Annotated in this window: 15 protein-coding genes; 5 read left to right on the top strand and 10 right to left on the bottom strand. The window is 54.1% G+C overall.

Annotated elements, in window-relative coordinates; genetic code table 11:
* Positions 1-325: 325 nt before the first annotated feature.
* Both OHL19_RS11655 and OHL19_RS11650 read left to right on the top strand, forming a co-directional pair.
* Complete coding sequence (locus OHL19_RS11655) at positions 326-1,336, top strand: hypothetical protein (protein ID WP_263357869.1); 1,011 nt, start codon at positions 326-328, stop codon at positions 1,334-1,336.
* Positions 1,337-1,383: 47 nt separating this feature from the next.
* Positions 1,384-1,830: a DUF6526 family protein gene (locus OHL19_RS11650; protein ID WP_263357868.1), complete on the top strand. Its 447-nt coding sequence runs from the start codon at positions 1,384-1,386 to the stop codon at positions 1,828-1,830.
* Between the two features lie 83 nt (positions 1,831-1,913).
* On the opposite strand, the gene OHL19_RS11645 is transcribed toward OHL19_RS11650, so the two are convergent.
* Entirely contained in the window at positions 1,914-3,506 is a 1,593-nt protein-coding gene (locus OHL19_RS11645; RefSeq protein WP_263358371.1) for an ABC-F family ATP-binding cassette domain-containing protein, read from the bottom strand.
* Between the two features lie 170 nt (positions 3,507-3,676).
* Here OHL19_RS11645 and OHL19_RS11640 point away from each other — a divergent pair, with 170 nt between their 5' ends.
* Positions 3,677-4,015 carry a hypothetical protein gene (locus tag OHL19_RS11640; protein ID WP_263357867.1) on the top strand — a complete coding sequence of 113 codons (339 nt, stop codon included), beginning with the start codon at positions 3,677-3,679 and terminating at the stop codon, positions 4,013-4,015.
* Positions 4,016-4,203: 188 nt separating this feature from the next.
* A complete protein-coding gene (locus tag OHL19_RS11635) occupies positions 4,204-5,445 on the top strand; it encodes a hypothetical protein (RefSeq protein WP_263357866.1) in 1,242 nt (413 codons plus the stop codon).
* Between the two features lie 127 nt (positions 5,446-5,572).
* On the opposite strand, the gene OHL19_RS11630 is transcribed toward OHL19_RS11635, so the two are convergent.
* The 4 genes from OHL19_RS11630 to OHL19_RS11615 form a co-directional block, all read right to left on the bottom strand.
* On the bottom strand, positions 5,573-6,052 hold the full coding sequence (locus OHL19_RS11630; protein WP_263357865.1) for a ferritin-like domain-containing protein: 480 nt from the start codon (positions 6,050-6,052) through the stop codon (positions 5,573-5,575).
* Positions 6,053-6,206: 154 nt separating this feature from the next.
* Positions 6,207-7,085: an SGNH/GDSL hydrolase family protein gene (locus OHL19_RS11625; RefSeq protein WP_263357864.1), complete on the bottom strand. Its 879-nt coding sequence runs from the start codon at positions 7,083-7,085 to the stop codon at positions 6,207-6,209.
* 205 nt (positions 7,086-7,290) lie between these two features.
* Complete coding sequence (gene feoB / locus OHL19_RS11620) at positions 7,291-9,198, bottom strand: ferrous iron transport protein B (protein WP_263357863.1); 1,908 nt, start codon at positions 9,196-9,198, stop codon at positions 7,291-7,293.
* Positions 9,198-9,503 (bottom strand): FeoA family protein, encoded by a 306-nt coding sequence (locus OHL19_RS11615; RefSeq protein ID WP_263357862.1) that lies wholly within the window; start codon positions 9,501-9,503, stop codon positions 9,198-9,200. The genes feoB and OHL19_RS11615 overlap by 1 nt, the downstream gene beginning before the upstream one ends.
* A gap of 459 nt (positions 9,504-9,962) precedes the next feature.
* Here OHL19_RS11615 and OHL19_RS11610 point away from each other — a divergent pair, with 459 nt between their 5' ends.
* On the top strand, positions 9,963-10,262 hold the full coding sequence (locus OHL19_RS11610) for a hypothetical protein (protein ID WP_263357861.1): 300 nt from the start codon (positions 9,963-9,965) through the stop codon (positions 10,260-10,262).
* Positions 10,263-10,314: 52 nt separating this feature from the next.
* On the opposite strand, the gene OHL19_RS11605 is transcribed toward OHL19_RS11610, so the two are convergent.
* Genes OHL19_RS11605 through OHL19_RS11585 form a run of 5 tightly spaced genes read right to left on the bottom strand, consistent with a single transcriptional unit; the run spans position 10,315 to position 15,935 of the window.
* Positions 10,315-10,833 (bottom strand): GNAT family N-acetyltransferase, encoded by a 519-nt coding sequence (locus OHL19_RS11605; RefSeq protein ID WP_263357860.1) that lies wholly within the window; start codon positions 10,831-10,833, stop codon positions 10,315-10,317.
* Positions 10,820-12,238, bottom strand: a complete 1,419-nt coding sequence (argH, locus tag OHL19_RS11600; protein ID WP_263358370.1) for an argininosuccinate lyase — start codon at positions 12,236-12,238, stop codon at positions 10,820-10,822. Before argH ends, OHL19_RS11605 begins: the two co-directional genes overlap by 14 nt.
* Before the next feature lie 26 nt (positions 12,239-12,264).
* A complete protein-coding gene (argG, locus tag OHL19_RS11595) occupies positions 12,265-13,626 on the bottom strand; it encodes an argininosuccinate synthase (RefSeq protein ID WP_263357859.1) in 1,362 nt (453 codons plus the stop codon).
* A 43-nt stretch (positions 13,627-13,669) separates the two neighbouring features.
* The gene (gene argF, locus OHL19_RS11590; RefSeq protein WP_263357858.1) at positions 13,670-14,683 is read right to left on the bottom strand and encodes an ornithine carbamoyltransferase; all 1,014 of its coding nucleotides are present in this window, start codon (positions 14,681-14,683) and stop codon (positions 13,670-13,672) included.
* Complete coding sequence (locus OHL19_RS11585) at positions 14,676-15,935, bottom strand: aspartate aminotransferase family protein (protein ID WP_263357857.1); 1,260 nt, start codon at positions 15,933-15,935, stop codon at positions 14,676-14,678. The genes argF and OHL19_RS11585 overlap by 8 nt, the downstream gene beginning before the upstream one ends.
* Positions 15,936-15,948 lie beyond the last annotated feature (13 nt).

Genomic DNA, 15,948 nt, shown 5'->3' with positions numbered 1-15,948 from the left:
ACTCCTGACGCGCGTTTTTAATTTGGAGTCTCAGACTCATGAAAACTTTTCTTACCGGCGAGTGTTTTTATTCCCAGCAGTTAGTGGGGCGGAGCCGTTCGTAAGGCCTGCACCTGCATCTCAGAGCAACCTATGCCGCCGCAATTTGCATCGGTTTAAGTAGACCCATTGCAAGCCTGGTATTGCGAACCTGGTATTTGCGAGCTTAATACTACGGGACTGTTTCCGCGCCTTTTTTTGAAACGTACCTATAGCTTCGGAGAGAGAATTGCAGCTTTTGTCGCACAAACGATTAACCTTGTTCGGAATTATTGCAGCATGCATATTGCTGGCACCAGGTCGCCTTTTTTCGCAGGCAGCGATTCTCATTGAAGAACCTTACGGAGTCTTCGGGGAGTTGAATCCGACAGGTCATGCTGCCTTCTATTTCGAACATATCTGTGCCGAGACGCCCACCCATCTTCGCCATTGTCTGCCCGGCGAACCAGGCATCGTGCTCAGCAGGTACAAAGGCATTGCCGGATATGATTGGATCGCTATCCCGCTTGTTCCCTATCTGTATGCGGTTGAAGATCCCGCCCTTGTTCCCACTCACGTCGATCAGGATACCGTCGATCGTTTGCGCGATCACTACCGCGAACTTCGTCTCGCCGACCTGGGCGATAATCTGCCCAAGGGTAATTTCATCAATGGCGGTTGGACCGAAATGGTAGGTGTCTCCTACGATCGCCGCATGTACGCCTTTCGTTTTGACACAACGATTGTGCAGGATAATGCACTCATCGCTTATCTAAATGCCTCGCCCAACCACTCGCACTTCAACATTCTCTTTAATAATTGCGCTGACTTTGATCGATTGATTCTCAACTTCTACTTCCCACATAAATTCGGACGCACACTCCTGCCCGATGCGGGCATTACTACGCCCAAACATCTCGCATACAGCCTGCAAAAATATGCTGCCAAACATCCCGAAACGGATCTCGCTGTCTTCGCCATTCCGCAGGTTCCTGGCTATAGGCGCAACAGCAATTCGACGGACGGCGTTGCGGAATCGCTGATCAAAAGAGGCTATTTTCTCCCCATCATCGTTCTCAATCCATATGTAGCAGGCGGCATTCTTGCGGACTACCTTATCCGCGGCCGGTACCCGATTATTCCCAGGGACACCGTGGTTTTACAGCCAACCGATCTACAGCCAATGACCGAGATGCTGGATCCAGTATTGACAGAGTCCATGCCGCAAAACGAGAATCTTCTTAAGCCCCTACCGTCTGCGCAGGCAATAGATGCTCTGAAAAACCCTCTGCCACCTAGTCCTGCGGCGCAGAATTAAATAACACCCACGATCTACACCTGCCCGTTCAGGAGACCAATATCTTTATGAGTGATACCAGGCAACAAAATCTTAAGAATCATGCTGCGTTCGACCCGCTAATTCACATAGTTGCGGCTGTTGCGTTGCTGCTTTTCATCGGTCTGTCCGTTGCCGCCGTAGTGCAGAATATCCACGGCAATTTGATCGTTCCGTTTTCTCTCATAGCGCTCTCAATTCTGTTATTCGTTCTATTGGTCAGAACGCGCTCTTATCCACTCAAGGTGCAGGATCGTATCATTCGCCTGGAAGAAAAGTTACGGCTTACAACAATCCTCTCCGATCCGCTGAAGAAGCGCATTCCAGAGCTGACGGAAGATCAACTTATCGGTCTTCGCTTCGCCTCTGACGATGAACTTCCCGCACTCGTTTTGACCACCCTCGATCACAAATTGACCCGCAAGCAGATCAAAGAACGCATCCAGAGCTGGCGCCCTGACACTTTCCGCGTCTGAAGCTTAAATCTCATACATCGCAAATCAAAACACCCAGACAAGTAAAACTCGTCTGGGTGTTTTCTCGTTCCGAATTCCAATTTCTATTTCTTCAACCACTCTTCGTAAGGCCCCTTGTGGTCTTCAATCAATCCATGTTCAAAGTTCCAAAGCCGAGTCCCAACTTCTTCTAGCAAATCCTGATCATGCGTGACGAGAAAAACTGTTCCCTCATACCGCTGTAGAGCGATATTCAGTGCATTGATCGATTCCAGATCGAGATGGTTTGTAGGTTCGTCGAGAATCAGAATATTCGGCTTCAGCAGCATCAATCGGCAGAACAGCAACCGCGCCGTCTCTCCGCCCGAAAGAGCCTTCGTTGGCTTCAGACCCTCTTCGCCGCTAAACAGCATCTGCCCCAGCAGTCCGCGAATCTCCTCGCGCGTCACCTTCGGATCCCACTGATGCAGCCAGTCGGAAACCGTCATGCCATGCGCGATCACGCCCGAAACGTCCTGCGGAAAATACCCGATCTGTGCCTCGTGGCCCCACTTCACTTCGCCTGCGTCCAATACGAATTCCTTGTCCGCAAACTCAGGAATGCCGGCCAGGATCGACTTCAGCATCGTCGTTTTGCCTACGCCGTTACGACCCATCAGGCAGACTTTTTCGCCCCGCATTACGGCGCCACTGAAGCCCTTGATTACAACTTCAGCGCCATACGATTTAGCGATGCCTTCAAACTCCAGCGTGTGCTTGCCGCTTGGCCTGAGCTGATCAAACTTGATAAAAGGACGCTGAATATTCGATCGTGAAAGCTCCGCCGACTGCAGCCGCTCCACTTCCTTCTTACGGCTGGCTACCTGCGTCGATCGAGTACCTGCGGCAAACCGAGCGATAAAGTCGTTGAGCTGGGCGACCTTCTTCTCCCGCTGCTCATTTTGAGCCTCAAGCTGAGAGCGAATCTGCGTCTTTGCCACCACCATATCGTCGTATCCGCCGGTGTAGGTGATGATCGTCTGATAGTCGATATCCGCAGTGTGCGTCGTAACACCGTTCAGGAAGTGACGATCATGCGAAATCGTAATCACCGTTCCCTGAAATCCCAGCAAAAACTCCCTCAACCAGTGAATAGATTCAAGATCGAGATGGTTCGTGGGCTCGTCCAGCATCAGCGCATCCGGCTTGCCAAACAGTGCCTGCGCCAGCAGTACGCGCACCTTCTGGCCGCCCTGGATCTCGCTCATTTTGCGTTCATGCAGTTCATCGGGAATATCCAGCCCTTGCAGCAGCACGGCAGCATCGCTCTCGGCGGTGTAGCCATCCTCGTCGCCGACCACGCCCTCAAGCTCGCCCAGACGCATGCCATCTTCGTCCGTCAGCTCTGCCTTTTCGTAGATACGGTCCCGCTCTTCCAGAGCAGCCCATAGCGGAGCATTACCCATGATCACCGTGTCGATCACGCGATAAGCGTCAAAGGCAAACTGATCCTGGCGCAGAATGCCGAGCTTGCGTGGCCGAACGACTGAGCCTTTCTGCGGCTCCAGTTCTCCCGTCAAAATCTTCATAAACGTAGATTTACCCGCACCATTCGGTCCGGTAAGTCCATACCGTCGCCCCGGGGTAAAGGTAACGCTCACGTCCTCAAACAGCACCTTGGAGCCATAACGCATCGTCACATTGCTGACACTGATCATCGGTAAAATAAGTCCATTCTGCTTGTCGCGAATACCCACACTGCGGCCATACCTCAGTGGGCAAACTGCGTAAAATTTGTCGCAAGATCGGGGCTGGCACAAAGCTGAACGCCCCAGAGAATTCCGCACTTATAGTTTCTCACATTTCCTGCTGGCTCTATAATCAGTACATGCTGCGCCGCATCACTGCCGCGATCATCCTCTTCGCCCTGGCGATCCTGATCCAGCCCTGTGCCCCGGCAGCCGCTCGTAGCATCCAGGCGCAACATCAATGCTGCGCCCCATCCGCGACCCTCTCCGGGCAGGATTGCTGCAGCAACGCCGCTCCAAACCCGGCGAATGCTCCCGACTCAGATCAACAGGGCCAGCAGGGTCAGCAGTTCGCGCACGCAATCGCTCCCGGCATCGCCATCGCGCCGGTCCTGGCCTCAAATCCCGCGCTCTTCACCGCGGCTACGAGAACCCAGAATCCTCCCGTACGTCCCCCAGCCACCATCCTTAGAACCTGATCCTCCGAACACGCTAGTTGTCCTGGCCATGCCCCGCGCATTGGCCTCCGCGTGTTTCTAAAGCTGTTTTTTAGAACTGCTCACTGAGCAGGAGGATCCCTATGTACCGCCCCTTATTGTCTTTATTCTTTATTGCCCTCATATCTCCATACCTTCACGCACAAATGAACATGTCTCAGGATTCGAAGATGTCCATGCAGATGCCAGGTCAGAACGACAAGAGCATGGATACAAATATGGAAATGAATATGGGTGGCCCCACCGCAACCCTCTCCGAAAACATCCTGCGCCACACCGCCTCCGGCACCGATGTTGAGCCCAACTCGACTACACCGCCCATGTTCATGGAGATGCATCGCAACTGGATGCTCATGCTCCACGGCCAGGCATCGATAGTCGAACAGCAGCAGACAGGCCCACGTGGAAGCGACAAGCTTTTCTCCGTCAACTGGTTGATGCCCATGGCCCAGCGCGACTTCGGCAAGGGAGAACTCACGCTGCGAGCTATGCTGAGTCTCGAACCAGCCACCATCTCCGGTCGCTTCTACCCTGAGCTCTTCCAGCAAGGCGAAACCGCTTTCGGCAAGCCCATTGTCGACGGCCAGCATCCTCACAATCTCTTCATGGAGCTTGCTGCACTCTATGACTACAAACTCAGCTCGCAAACCCTGCTCAATCTCTACCTCGCTCCCGTAGGCGATCCTGCGCTTGGCCCAGTGGCTTTCCCGCACAGAGCCTCCGCCGGAGACAATCCACTTGCCCCACTCGGCCACCACCTCGAAGACTCCACCCATATCGCCTGGGAAGTTGTCACCACCGGCGTCACCATCCACATGCTCCATCTCGAAGGCTCAGCTTTTCATGGTCGCGAACCGGATGAAAACCGCTGGCATATCGAAGTCGGCGGCTTTGATTCCTGGTCAGGCCGTATGACCGTCACTCCTACCCGGGACTGGAGCGCCCAGTATTCAATCGGCCATCTCCACTCTCCCGAACAGCTCCACCCCGAGGAAGACGTTCTTCGCCAGACTGCTTCCATTGCCTATCATCACGCCTGGCAGGCAGCTACCTTCGACGGTCTGGCCCTCTGGGGACGCAATCACACCGTCGGTACACCCACCAACTGGAATGGCTATCTGCTCGAAGGTCAGGCGCTCGTCCAGAACCATCACGCCATCTGGACCCGAATCGAAAATGTAGACCGCACCACGGATCTTCTCGGCGCGTCGGCACCTGCGGAAGAAACAGTGATAGGCCGCGTCCAGGCCTATACCGGCGGCTACGCCTACAGAATCCATCACGGCTCCTGGGGCACAGCCGATCTCGGCGCACAAGGCACCTTCTACGACACTCCCACGGCGCTGCGCCAACTCTACGGAGACCACCCCGTTGGAGTAGCGGCAGTTCTCAAGTTCCAATTAGGCAAATAACCAGATCCAGAAAAAGAAGTCCAGAAATAGGGAATAGGGGGAGCAGGGAAGCCCTGGTTATAAAATTCTGATAAGTAAAGTCTGCGCGGCACCCCTTCAAATGAAGCGGTGCCGCGCACGGATACTGCTAAGCGCCGCCCTCAAAAACATGCGGCACATCGATGCCCAGAGCAGTCGCTAGATCATGCTGATGCTCCTGCTCCTGTGCGATGATCGTGCGCAATTGGTCTGCCAGAGCATAATGCCCAATCGCCTCTGCCTGCTTCACGCGTTGGCGATAGTTCTTGATGGTCTCTGTCTCATTGTCCAGGTCGAATCGCAGCATCTCCTCTGCTTTCTTCGATAACTTCACAGGCTTTGGGGTAGCTGTAGGAGAACCGCCTAGATAATCGATCTGGTCCGCAATGATCAGCGCATGCTGTAACTCTTCATGCGCATGTTTCTTCAACTCTGCGGCGATATTCATCCATTGAGCGCCAGTGAGCACACTGCTGTAGACCGTATAAGCAATAATGGCCTGATATTCGCGGGCCAGATCGCCATTGAGTGCGTCGATAAGCTCTTGTACGGCTTTCTTTGTGCCACTGTTCTCTTTAGTCTTTGCCATGTGTTCAACCCTTTCTCTGTTTGCTAACTATCCAGCCAGCAATCATAGACTTGGATGCAACCGTACGGCTCTGCGTTGGTTGATCTCAAACGCAGAATTAAGGCCGTAATTCCAACCTGGCATTGCCCGCTCCGGCATTGATAGTAACAATCACTTATTTCTGTTGAGACAATACTGTCTCCAGAGATACTGCAAATAGATCGTGACCAAATACGGTGGGATGATGAGTGTCCCAGAACAATGTGTGATCCGGGTCGGCGCATATCACAGTGGTTAAACAGGGATCTGTGATATCCGTAAATCCGTAATGTGTCGGATCTGTCTTTACCGATTCCAACAGGCTGTAAACGTCGAGGCGAAGAATAGATATCCCTTCGAGTGCGTCCTCCAATGCCAGCAAGTCATTTAAGTATTTGTTCGCCGCAACAACCGCTGCATGGTCAAACGTAGCATTTGCTTGTCCCGCTGGCAGTAACCCCACATCAAACAAATTGGGTACGACAAAATGCTTTGCTCCTGCGCGTCTCAGCAGTAATTCACTTTCGGCAAGAGCAGTAGCGACTTTGAATCCAAGCGTGACCGGTGATCCCCCTGTCGCGCCCAGAATGTCATTTCCGCCACCTTCAATAATGTAGAGCGCCTTTGGATCGGCCTTGCCGCCATGCTGGCTCAGGTAGAGCTCCACCTGTTGCGGAACACTGGGAATCGTCCCCCCTGAAATCGATTGTGGAGCAGTAGCAAATGCCCCTCCGAAGGCATAATCCGTACCTCCTGCAAGGGATGGCTTCATCGGCAGACCAAGTCCGCCCGCCACATGTTCGATCCAGATAGGACCATTGGAAAAACGACCGTTATAGTAGGGTGCGGCAGGCTCCGCACCTGCAGTTGCGAGAAAGATATTACCTACATCGCAATAACTATCTCCAAATACATAAATGGCGTCATAAGTTGCGGTTGTTGTTGTAGCCGACATCACACTGGGTGCCAGGCCAATGGAAACGAAAATCGTCAGAATCCACACAGCTTTGCGCATAGGATCTCTCCATCCTCCTTTGCACTGAATCAGCAGGTTTTCAGCGTGCGATGGATCCTAGAGACAAAGCATATTTCTGTCAATGTATTTCTTCGGAAACTATCTCGACCTGAATCGAGATAGCTGGCCAATAAAGCGCAAGTTATATAGTCTCTGCGCAAGTGCAGCTTCTAGTTACGAGCATAAGCGTTGGAATGATATAGATTTAGCCCCAAATCGCAGTAACCAGGCGGTTCGCAATAAACGCCGCTCCGTACGCCAGCGCCAGCATATAGATAAACTGCACCGCCGGCCACTTCCAGCTATTCGTCTCGCGCCTCACAACAGCAATCGTAGAAGTGCATTGCAGCGCAAACGCAAAAAACACCATCAGCGCCACAGCCCCGCCAATCGGCAAGTCATGATGCAATGCCGTCTGCAAACTCAGTGACTGTGTCTCCGGATCAGCTCCATAGAGCGTTCCCATCGTTCCCACCATCACCTCGCGCGCCATCACGCTCGTCAGCAGCCCAATCCCTATCTTCCAATTGAACCCCAGAGGCGCAATCGCTGGTTCAATGAAATGCCCAAGCCGACCAACCACACTCTCGCCGAGCTCCGGAGCATGTCCATGGTGAACCGGCACATTTGCCAGCACCCAAAGCCCCAGCGTCACGCACAAAATCACTGTGCCCGCCTGCTTCAGAAATACACTGCCACGATCCGCAAGGCGCATACCCAACGAGCGCCATGTAGGCATTCGATACTGAGGCAGCTCCAGAATGAACGGTGTTTCACTGGTCTTCAGAATCGAACTCTTCAACAGCCGTGCTGTCACCAGCGCTGCAATAAATCCGATGGCATAGAGGCTCAACATCACAATCGTCTTCAGAGATATCAGGCCGCCCACAAATGCCACATTCGGAATGAACGCCGCAATAAACAACAAGTACACCGGCAACCGCGCCGAACAAGTCATGAATGGTGTAACAAGAATTGTCGCCAGCCGGTCGCGTTTGTTCTCAATCGTCCGCGTAGCCATGATCGCCGGCACCGCGCACGCATAGGCTGAGAGCAACGGAATAAATGCCTTGCCATTCAGCCCAATACTGCGCATCACGCGATCCGCGATAAGTGCAGCTCTGGCCAGGTAGCCAGTGTCTTCCAGAATTCCGATAAACAAAAACAACAGCAAAATCTGCGGCAAAAACACGATCACCGAAGTGACGCCATTCCATGCGCCATCCAACACCAGGGAACGGATCCATCCCGCGGGCAAATATCCCGTCACATATTTGCCAAAATGAGCCAGCACATCCTGTAATCCATTGCTTAGCGGAAGCCCAACAGAAAACACGACCTGGAAGACCGCAAACACCACCACCAGAAACAGCAGAGGCCCCCAGAAAGGATGCAGCAGAACCCCATCCACCTTCTTCGTAGCCTTGGCCGAAAGCGGAGCGCGATATCCCGTCCGTGAGCTTACCTGCGCCGCCCAGCGATGCGTGCTCATCGCGTTGCCCAATACAGGAAGCATCAACTGCTGCTGCTCACTTCCGCTTCGTCCCCTGTTTCCCTGTCGATTCAGAAATAGCTGAACCGCCTCAAGCCCTGTCCCTTTAGCGGCACTCACCAGCGCTACCGGAGTCTGCAACTCCTTCGCCAGCGCCAGGGGATCAGCGATCCCGCCTCGTGCCTCCATCAGGTCGCTCATGTTCAGCAACACCATCGTCGGCAGTCCCAACGCCAGCACAGGTGCTGCCAGCATCAACTGCCGTGTCAGATGAAGAGAATCCAGCACCAATAACACCGCATCCGGCTTTGGAGTCCCGGGCATACGCCCCTGCAATACCTCAACCGAAACTCGCGCATCTTCTGAATAAGCATCCAGCGAATAAATTCCCGGCAGATCAATCAGCGTCAGGTCATCTCGACCGATACCTGCCATGCGCCCCATACGCTGTTCAACGGTCACGCCTGGATAATTCGCCACTTTTTGGCGCAACCCGGTAAGCCGATTGAAGAGCGTAGATTTTCCCGAATTTGGCGGCCCGATCAGAGCAATCGTATGTAAGCCATCTATACCCGTTCGTACCGGTGGTTCAAACGCCTCAGGCGCGCAGCAGCTATCCATTAAAGTGCCTCAACCAATTCCGTTATATGAGATTCAGCCACCGCGATAATGGACGTATTTGCTGGCTTAGGGTCCGAGGAAGGAGACTTCATACGAATCGACCGCGCTGTCTCGCGTCTCAGCGCAATCTCAATGCCATCAACGGAATAAACCGTCGGATCGCCAATCGGCGCGCGATGCAGCACTTTCACCCAGGCATCCGGTACAAAACCCATATACATCAGGTGATTCTGCACGCCCGGCGGCAAATCCATCTCTGCCAGCACTCCGCTTTCGCCTACCTCGAGATCGCTCAGTACACGCACCTGCGGCACTCCCAGCTTTACATCCGTACATCAGAAGGGGAACGATCCCTGACCGAAGTCGGCGAACTGCGACCGGATTGGTCGTACTTAAGTATACGACCGATTCAGTCTGCGTTGCAATGTGTGGGGTTGCGACGTATCTCTATCTGCAATACATCCGACGTTTTGCTCGCCAGGCTCTGGATAAATATCTACGTTGTTGGTCGCTGAAATGAATACTATGCTCTGCCAGCGGTTAAAGTACTCCCTCGAACTTGGAGGCCACCTACAACTTGTTTGTGATCGACGAACGCTCTATTGTCTGAGAAAAATCGTTTGATTCAAGCATTTCTTCTATCGGTGTATTCTTCACAGCGGCTGATTGCGTGGCTTTTCATCGAGAAAAGCCGCACTTTGCGAATCCCGGCCAGTCTACTGCAATAGTCCATTGCAATAGGGGAAATGCTCTAAATTGCATATATGGACATCAAGGCCTTTGAGACGACTCTCGTTCAAAGCGAACCACCCGCATACCTCTCCACTCCTCTCAAGTCCCTCTGGTGGGATGCAAAAGGGAACTGGGCTAAGGCCCACGCTCTGGTCGACGAACTGGAAACATCGGAGGGCATGGCCGTCCACGCCTATCTCCATCGCAAAGAGGGTGAACAGTGGAACGCCGACTACTGGTATAAACGAGCAGGCAAAAACTATTACCGAAGCGCACTCGAAGCAGAATGGGCTGCATTGGTAGCTGGATTATCTCTGGATACCAATGCCTGAGATGTTCGCAACAGTGTTCAACAATGCGTAAGCCGCTAACTTGCTAAAAGCATTACCCCAGTTGAACCAGTTCTCGCGCAACTTCTTTAGGCCCCAGGATCGACATTCGCGGAATCTTCCCGCGCACCATCGCCACCTCATCGCAACGATGCAGGCGAGGGCAGTTCTGGCAATCTTTGAAGACCTTGTCCGGCAGATCGGCCTTGTCTTCCACCACCCGAAATCCATACTTGAAAAAGAAATCGGGAATGCGTGTAAACAGGCAAACCGATTGGATTCCGTGATCTTCGGCCTCGTCGATCAGGGCCTTCAAAACACGCCCACCCGCACCCTTGCCCTTGGCTCCGGGCGACATCACAATCGACCGCACCTCAGCCAGGTGCGGTCCATACAAATGCAGTGCACCGCAGCCCAGGAACACGCCTGTATCGGACTCAGCCACGGTGAAATCGCGAATGTTCTCGCAGATCTCCGCGAACTGCCGCTTCAGCAGCGTTCCATCGCCACTCATACTATTCACCAGCTCGAACACATTTGTTGCGTCGGGAAGGCGCGCCTTACGCACCAACATGAACAGCCTCCCCGGCGAAAGAATCTCGCAACGAATGAATGCGTTTTTCCGCAGCAATCAGCGCCTCATGCACTCTTGCCCGCGCCGTTCCGCCTACAACATCATGGCAGTCCAGCGTAGCTTCAAGCGTAATGGCATCATAAAAGTCAGGACCAAACTCCTCGCCAAATTCGCGAAGCTCTTCGATAGTAAGTCCGCCTAACTCTACCTGCTTGTCGATCGCAAATCGCACCGCGTTCCCAATCTTTTCATGCGCCTTGCGGAACGGAACTCCCTTGTGAACAAGGTAAGTAGCCGCCGCCATCGCATTTAAAAAGCCATCTTCCGCTGCATCCTTCATCCGCTCGTAGCGGAACTCCAGCGCCGCAGTAAACTTTGCCAGCAGCCCAATCATCTGCGCCGTGCCGCGCACTGCAAACGTAGGCTCCTGCGTCTCCTGCATGTCTTTATTGTAAGACAGAGGCAAACCCTTCAACTGCAACGTAACCGCCGCCGCCGCCCCATGAATCCGCCCAACTTTGGCGCGCACAAGCTCAGTCAGATCAGGATTCTTCTTCTGCGGCATCGCACTCGATCCCGTAGAAAAAGCCTCCGGCAACTGCACAAATCCAAACTCTGCAGTGGCAAACAAAGTAATCTCTTCCGCGAACCGACTAGCGTGCAGCCCAACAAAAGTCAGCGCCTGCAGATACTCCAGCACAAAGTCGCGATCGCTCGTAGCATCCATGCTGTTCGCTGTAGGAGCCGTAAATCCAAGCTCCTTCGCCGCAATGCTTCGATCCAACGCGAGCGTAGCCCCGGCAACCGCACCCGAGCCCAACGGACAGTAATTCAATCGCGTCGCACAATCCTGCAACCGCGAAATATCGCGCAGCAACATCTGCGCATACGCCATCAACCAGTGCGCAATAAGCACCGGCTCAGCCCGCTGCAAATGCGTATAGCTGGGCATCACGCGGTCGCCAACAGACTTTGCTTTTTCAACCAACGCCAGTGCCCAATCCGAAAGGGAACTGACCGTGATCTCAATCTGCCTACGAACATACAATCGCAGATTGGTAGCGATCTGTTCATTGCGGCTGCGCCCCGTATGCAGCTTAAGCGCCAGCGGACCAAGCTTCTCCGTCAGAGACAGCTCAACGTAATGATGAATATCCTCCGCACTTGCGTGGTCGCGCACCTGCGCGGCACCAGCCTCAGACGCATGCTCTACAGCAATCGCACCCAGTGCCGAACGCAGTTCCGCCAACTCCGCAGTAGTCACAATCCCCGCAGCGCCCAGCGTCGAAGCATGTGCCTTGCTTGCAGCTACTTCCTCTTGCAGCAGCTGCCAGTCAAACACGATTGACCGTTGCCAGCTTTCAAACTCAGCATCCAGCGGCTCGCGAAAACGCCCCGACCACATCTTCGTAGACTGTTCTTCCTTGGACGTCACTTTGCGGATACCTCCGACGATTCTGTCCCTTTACCACTATTGAGCTGGGGCATTTCGCTGCCTCTGCTGAGCGTGAGAAGACCGGCCCTGGCATAGGTAAGCAGCTTCTCGCGTGTGTCAGCAATGTCGAGGTTGCGCATGGTGAGTTGTCCGATGCGATCACGCGGAGAGAAGGCCGATTCCGTCTTCTCCATGCTGAGACGCTCAGGATGAAAGGTAAGGTTGGGAGACTCGGTATTCAGGATCGAGTAGTCGTTGCCACGGCGCAACTCGACCGTGACCTCACCTGTGATCGGCTTGGCAACCCAGCGCTGGGCGGATTCGCGAAGCATGATCGCCTGGGAGTCAAACCAGCGTCCCTGGTACAAGAGACGGCCCAGCCTGCGGCCATTCTCGCGGTACTGTTCGATGGTGTCCTCGTTATGGATGCCGGTGATCAGGCGCTCATAAGCGATGAAGAGCAGTGCCAGCCCCGGAGCCTCATATATGCCACGTGACTTGGCTTCAATGATGCGGTTCTCGATCTGGTCGGACATACCCAGCCCGTGACGGCCGCCGATGAGATTGGCTTCGAGAAGCAGGGCCACTGGATCGTCGAATTGCTGGCCATTCAGAGCGACAGGGAAGCCCTCTTCAAAGCGAATCGTGACTTCTTCGCGCCGCACCTGTACGTCGTCGCGCCACGACGCCACGCCCATGATGGGAACAACGATCTGGATGGACGAGGAAAGATGCTCCAGGTCTTTCGCTTCATGGGTTGCACCAAGGATGTTGGAGTCCGTGGAATAAGCCTTCTCAGCCGACATCTTATAAGCGAAGCCCGAGCGCTGCATGAACGCGGACATTTCAGCGCGGCCGCCTAATTCATCAATGAAAGTGGCATCAAGCCAGGGCTTGTAGACCTGGAGATTCGGATTGACCAGCAGGCCATAGCGGTAGAACCGCTCAATGTCATTGCCTTTAAAAGTGGAGCCGTCGCCCCAGATGTTGACATCATCTTCCTTCATGGCGCTCACCAGCATAGTGCCGGTGACTGCGCGGCCAAGAGGGGTAGTGTTGAAATAGTGGACCCCAGCCGTAGTGATGTGGAAAGCTCCTGCCTGGAGCGCTCCGATACCCTCACGAACGAGCGGTCCACGGCAGTCGATCAGTCGAGCCTTTTCGGCGCCATACTCAAGAGCAGCGCGCGGAATTGCCTCGTAGTCGGTTTCATCAGGCTGGCCAAGATTGGCTGTGTAGGCATAAGGGAGGGCGCCCTTCTGCTTCATCCAATGGAGCGCAGCGGAAGTGTCGAGCCCACCGGAGAAGGCAATGCCGACCTTCTGGCCGACGGGTAGAGATTCAAGAATTACGGACATGCGTAAAAAACCTCAGAAAGACGAAATAGTTCGAGGAACAGGGTTAATAGGAAAGGCCGCCGAGCAACAACAAGAGCAGCGCCTTCTGAGCATGCATCCGATTCTCCGCCTGGTCGAACACAATCGACTGCGAACTATCCAGCACTGCATCCGTAACCTCGGCATTGCGCCGTGCCGGCAGGCAGTGCATGAACACGGCATGACTGGCAGCCCTCGCCATCAAAGCCTCATTCACCTGGAACGGCCGGAAGATCGGTGCGCGCTTCGTCGACTCATGCTCAAAGCCCATGCTCACGCATACATCCGTGTAAACGGCATCGGCTCCTTCAACGCCTGCCTGCGGATCCTGCGTCAGCTTGATCTCGCAGCCATTCGCCTCTGCTCGCTCACGTGCCAGGGTAACAATCTCGATGTCCGGCGAATATCCACGCGGCGTCGCTACGGTCACATTCGCGCCTAGCTGCGCCCCCGTCAGCATCAGCGAATGACAAACATTATTGCCATCACCAACGTAAGTGAAGTTCAATCCACGCGAATAACCAAAGTGCTCTTCAAGTGTCATGAAGTCAGCCAGAGCCTGACACGGATGCTCAAAGTCCGATAGCGCATTCACCACGGGCACGCGCGAGTTCGCAGCCATCTCGGTGATTGTGTCATGCGCATAAGTTCGTAGCACAATCGCATCCACCCAGCGTTCGACATTCTTAGCCACATCTGCAATCGACTCGCGTTCCCCCAGCGGCGAATTCGTCTGATCGAAGAAGATTGCATTGCCGCCCATCTGGCTGAATCCCGACTCAAAGCTAAGCCGCGTACGCAGGCTCGCTTTTTCAAACATCAGCACCATCTGCTTCGCATCCAGCGCATAGCGATACTCACGCGGATTACGCTTCACATCATGCCCCAGCTTCAAAATGGCGCGAACTTCACCAGCCGATAAATCGCTGATAGAGCAAAGATCCTCGCCCGCAAGCCGAGCCGCCGCAGCAAGTACATCTTCGTCCCGCTGTATAGAAGTAGCCGTAATCTGTCGCTCAACAATTGCTTTACTAGCCATGAACCTGGCCTCCTGCCTGGCTTACGCCGCCCACGGCGTGAGCTGCTTCGTACTCAGTGAATATCTCGTCCAACGCAACAATCGCGTGGTCCACATGTTCCTTTTCAAGAATGTAAGGCGGCAGGAAACGCAACGCAGTTTCGCTCGTGCAATTGATTACGATGTGCCGCTTCAACATCTCTTTCACCACGTATGCGCCCAGGTGAGCAGACTCGACTTCCGCCGCCAGCATCAGGCCTTTGCCCCTGACATCGACAATCAAGTCATGCCGTTTCGCGAGCGCATGCAGCGATTCCCTGAAGTAGTTGCCCACCTCGACGATATGCTCCAGCAAACCCTCGCTCTCAATCGCATCAATCACAGCAATCGACACAGCACAGGCCAGAGGCCCACCACCGAATGTCGTGCCGTGCATCCCCGGATGAATTGCTCGGGCAACTTCCTCCGTGCACAGTACAGCGCCCAACGGAATTCCAGCAGCCAAAGGTTTCGCCAGTGTAGTAATATCCGGCAAAATCCCATAATGCTGGTAACCGCACCACTTGCCCGTGCGCCCCAATCCAGCTTGAATCTCATCCACGACCAACAATGCGCCAGTCGATTGAGTTAACTCACGGGCCGCATTGAAAAACTCCTGTGTGAGCGGACGAATGCCACCCTCACCCTGAATCGACTCAACAAGAACCGCGCAAACCTCGTTTGAAAACTTGGCGCGCAAATCAGAGACATCATTGAATCGCACAAACTCCACACCGGGAACCACCGGGCCAAACGGCTCACGATACTTAGCCTTCGCAGTCGTTGAGACAGACCCAAAAGTCCGTCCATGAAAACTTTGCTCAAGCGCGAGAAATTTCGTTCCGATGTTCCTGCCCTCGGCGCGTAATAAGCCAGCATGAGCCCGCGACAATTTCAGAGCTGCTTCCCACGCCTCTGTCCCCGAATTCGCAAAGAAAACGCGATCCAATCCCATACGATCGACGAGCCGTTGTGCCAGCGCAGCCTGCCCCTCATGGAAAAACAAATTTGAAGTGTGAATCAGCGCACGACTCTGCGTGGCAATCGCCTCTTCAATCGCAGGATGCCGATATCCCAACGCATTTACCCCAATCCCACTCAACAGATCGAGATAGCGATCACCCTTCTCGTCAATCAGGTATACGCTCTCGCCGCGCTCAAATAGCAGCGGGTTCCGTTCATAGGTTGATAGCAACAGGCGCGACTCAGCCGCGCGTACAGCGTCCAGTTTCATCGTCATATCCCTT

Source organism: Acidicapsa ligni, from assembly GCF_025685655.1.
Lineage (GTDB): Bacteria > Acidobacteriota > Terriglobia > Terriglobales > Acidobacteriaceae > Acidicapsa > Acidicapsa ligni.
The sequence above is the reverse complement of the archived record's forward strand: the minus strand, read 5'-3'. Positions and strand labels throughout refer to the sequence as shown.

What these genes read in the sequence shown, in the direction of transcription:
- OHL19_RS11605 (WP_263357860.1), bottom strand. Translation starts at nt 10,833, where the DNA reads ATGTTGGTGCGTAAGGCGCGCCTTCCCGACGCAACAAATGTGTTCGAG.
- OHL19_RS11585 (WP_263357857.1), bottom strand. Translation starts at nt 15,935, where the DNA reads ATGAAACTGGACGCTGTACGCGCGGCTGAGTCGCGCCTGTTGCTATCA.
- OHL19_RS11640 (WP_263357867.1), top strand. Translation starts at nt 3,677, where the DNA reads ATGCTGCGCCGCATCACTGCCGCGATCATCCTCTTCGCCCTGGCGATC.
- OHL19_RS11610 (WP_263357861.1), top strand. Translation starts at nt 9,963, where the DNA reads ATGGACATCAAGGCCTTTGAGACGACTCTCGTTCAAAGCGAACCACCC.
- argF (WP_263357858.1), bottom strand. Translation starts at nt 14,683, where the DNA reads ATGGCTAGTAAAGCAATTGTTGAGCGACAGATTACGGCTACTTCTATA.
- OHL19_RS11625 (WP_263357864.1), bottom strand. Translation starts at nt 7,085, where the DNA reads ATGCGCAAAGCTGTGTGGATTCTGACGATTTTCGTTTCCATTGGCCTG.
- OHL19_RS11645 (WP_263358371.1), bottom strand. Translation starts at nt 3,506, where the DNA reads ATGATCAGTGTCAGCAATGTGACGATGCGTTATGGCTCCAAGGTGCTG.
- feoB (WP_263357863.1), bottom strand. Translation starts at nt 9,198, where the DNA reads ATGGATAGCTGCTGCGCGCCTGAGGCGTTTGAACCACCGGTACGAACG.
- argH (WP_263358370.1), bottom strand. Translation starts at nt 12,238, where the DNA reads ATGTGGTCGGGGCGTTTTCGCGAGCCGCTGGATGCTGAGTTTGAAAGC.
- argG (WP_263357859.1), bottom strand. Translation starts at nt 13,626, where the DNA reads ATGTCCGTAATTCTTGAATCTCTACCCGTCGGCCAGAAGGTCGGCATT.
- OHL19_RS11650 (WP_263357868.1), top strand. Translation starts at nt 1,384, where the DNA reads ATGAGTGATACCAGGCAACAAAATCTTAAGAATCATGCTGCGTTCGAC.
- OHL19_RS11635 (WP_263357866.1), top strand. Translation starts at nt 4,204, where the DNA reads ATGTCCATGCAGATGCCAGGTCAGAACGACAAGAGCATGGATACAAAT.
- OHL19_RS11630 (WP_263357865.1), bottom strand. Translation starts at nt 6,052, where the DNA reads ATGGCAAAGACTAAAGAGAACAGTGGCACAAAGAAAGCCGTACAAGAG.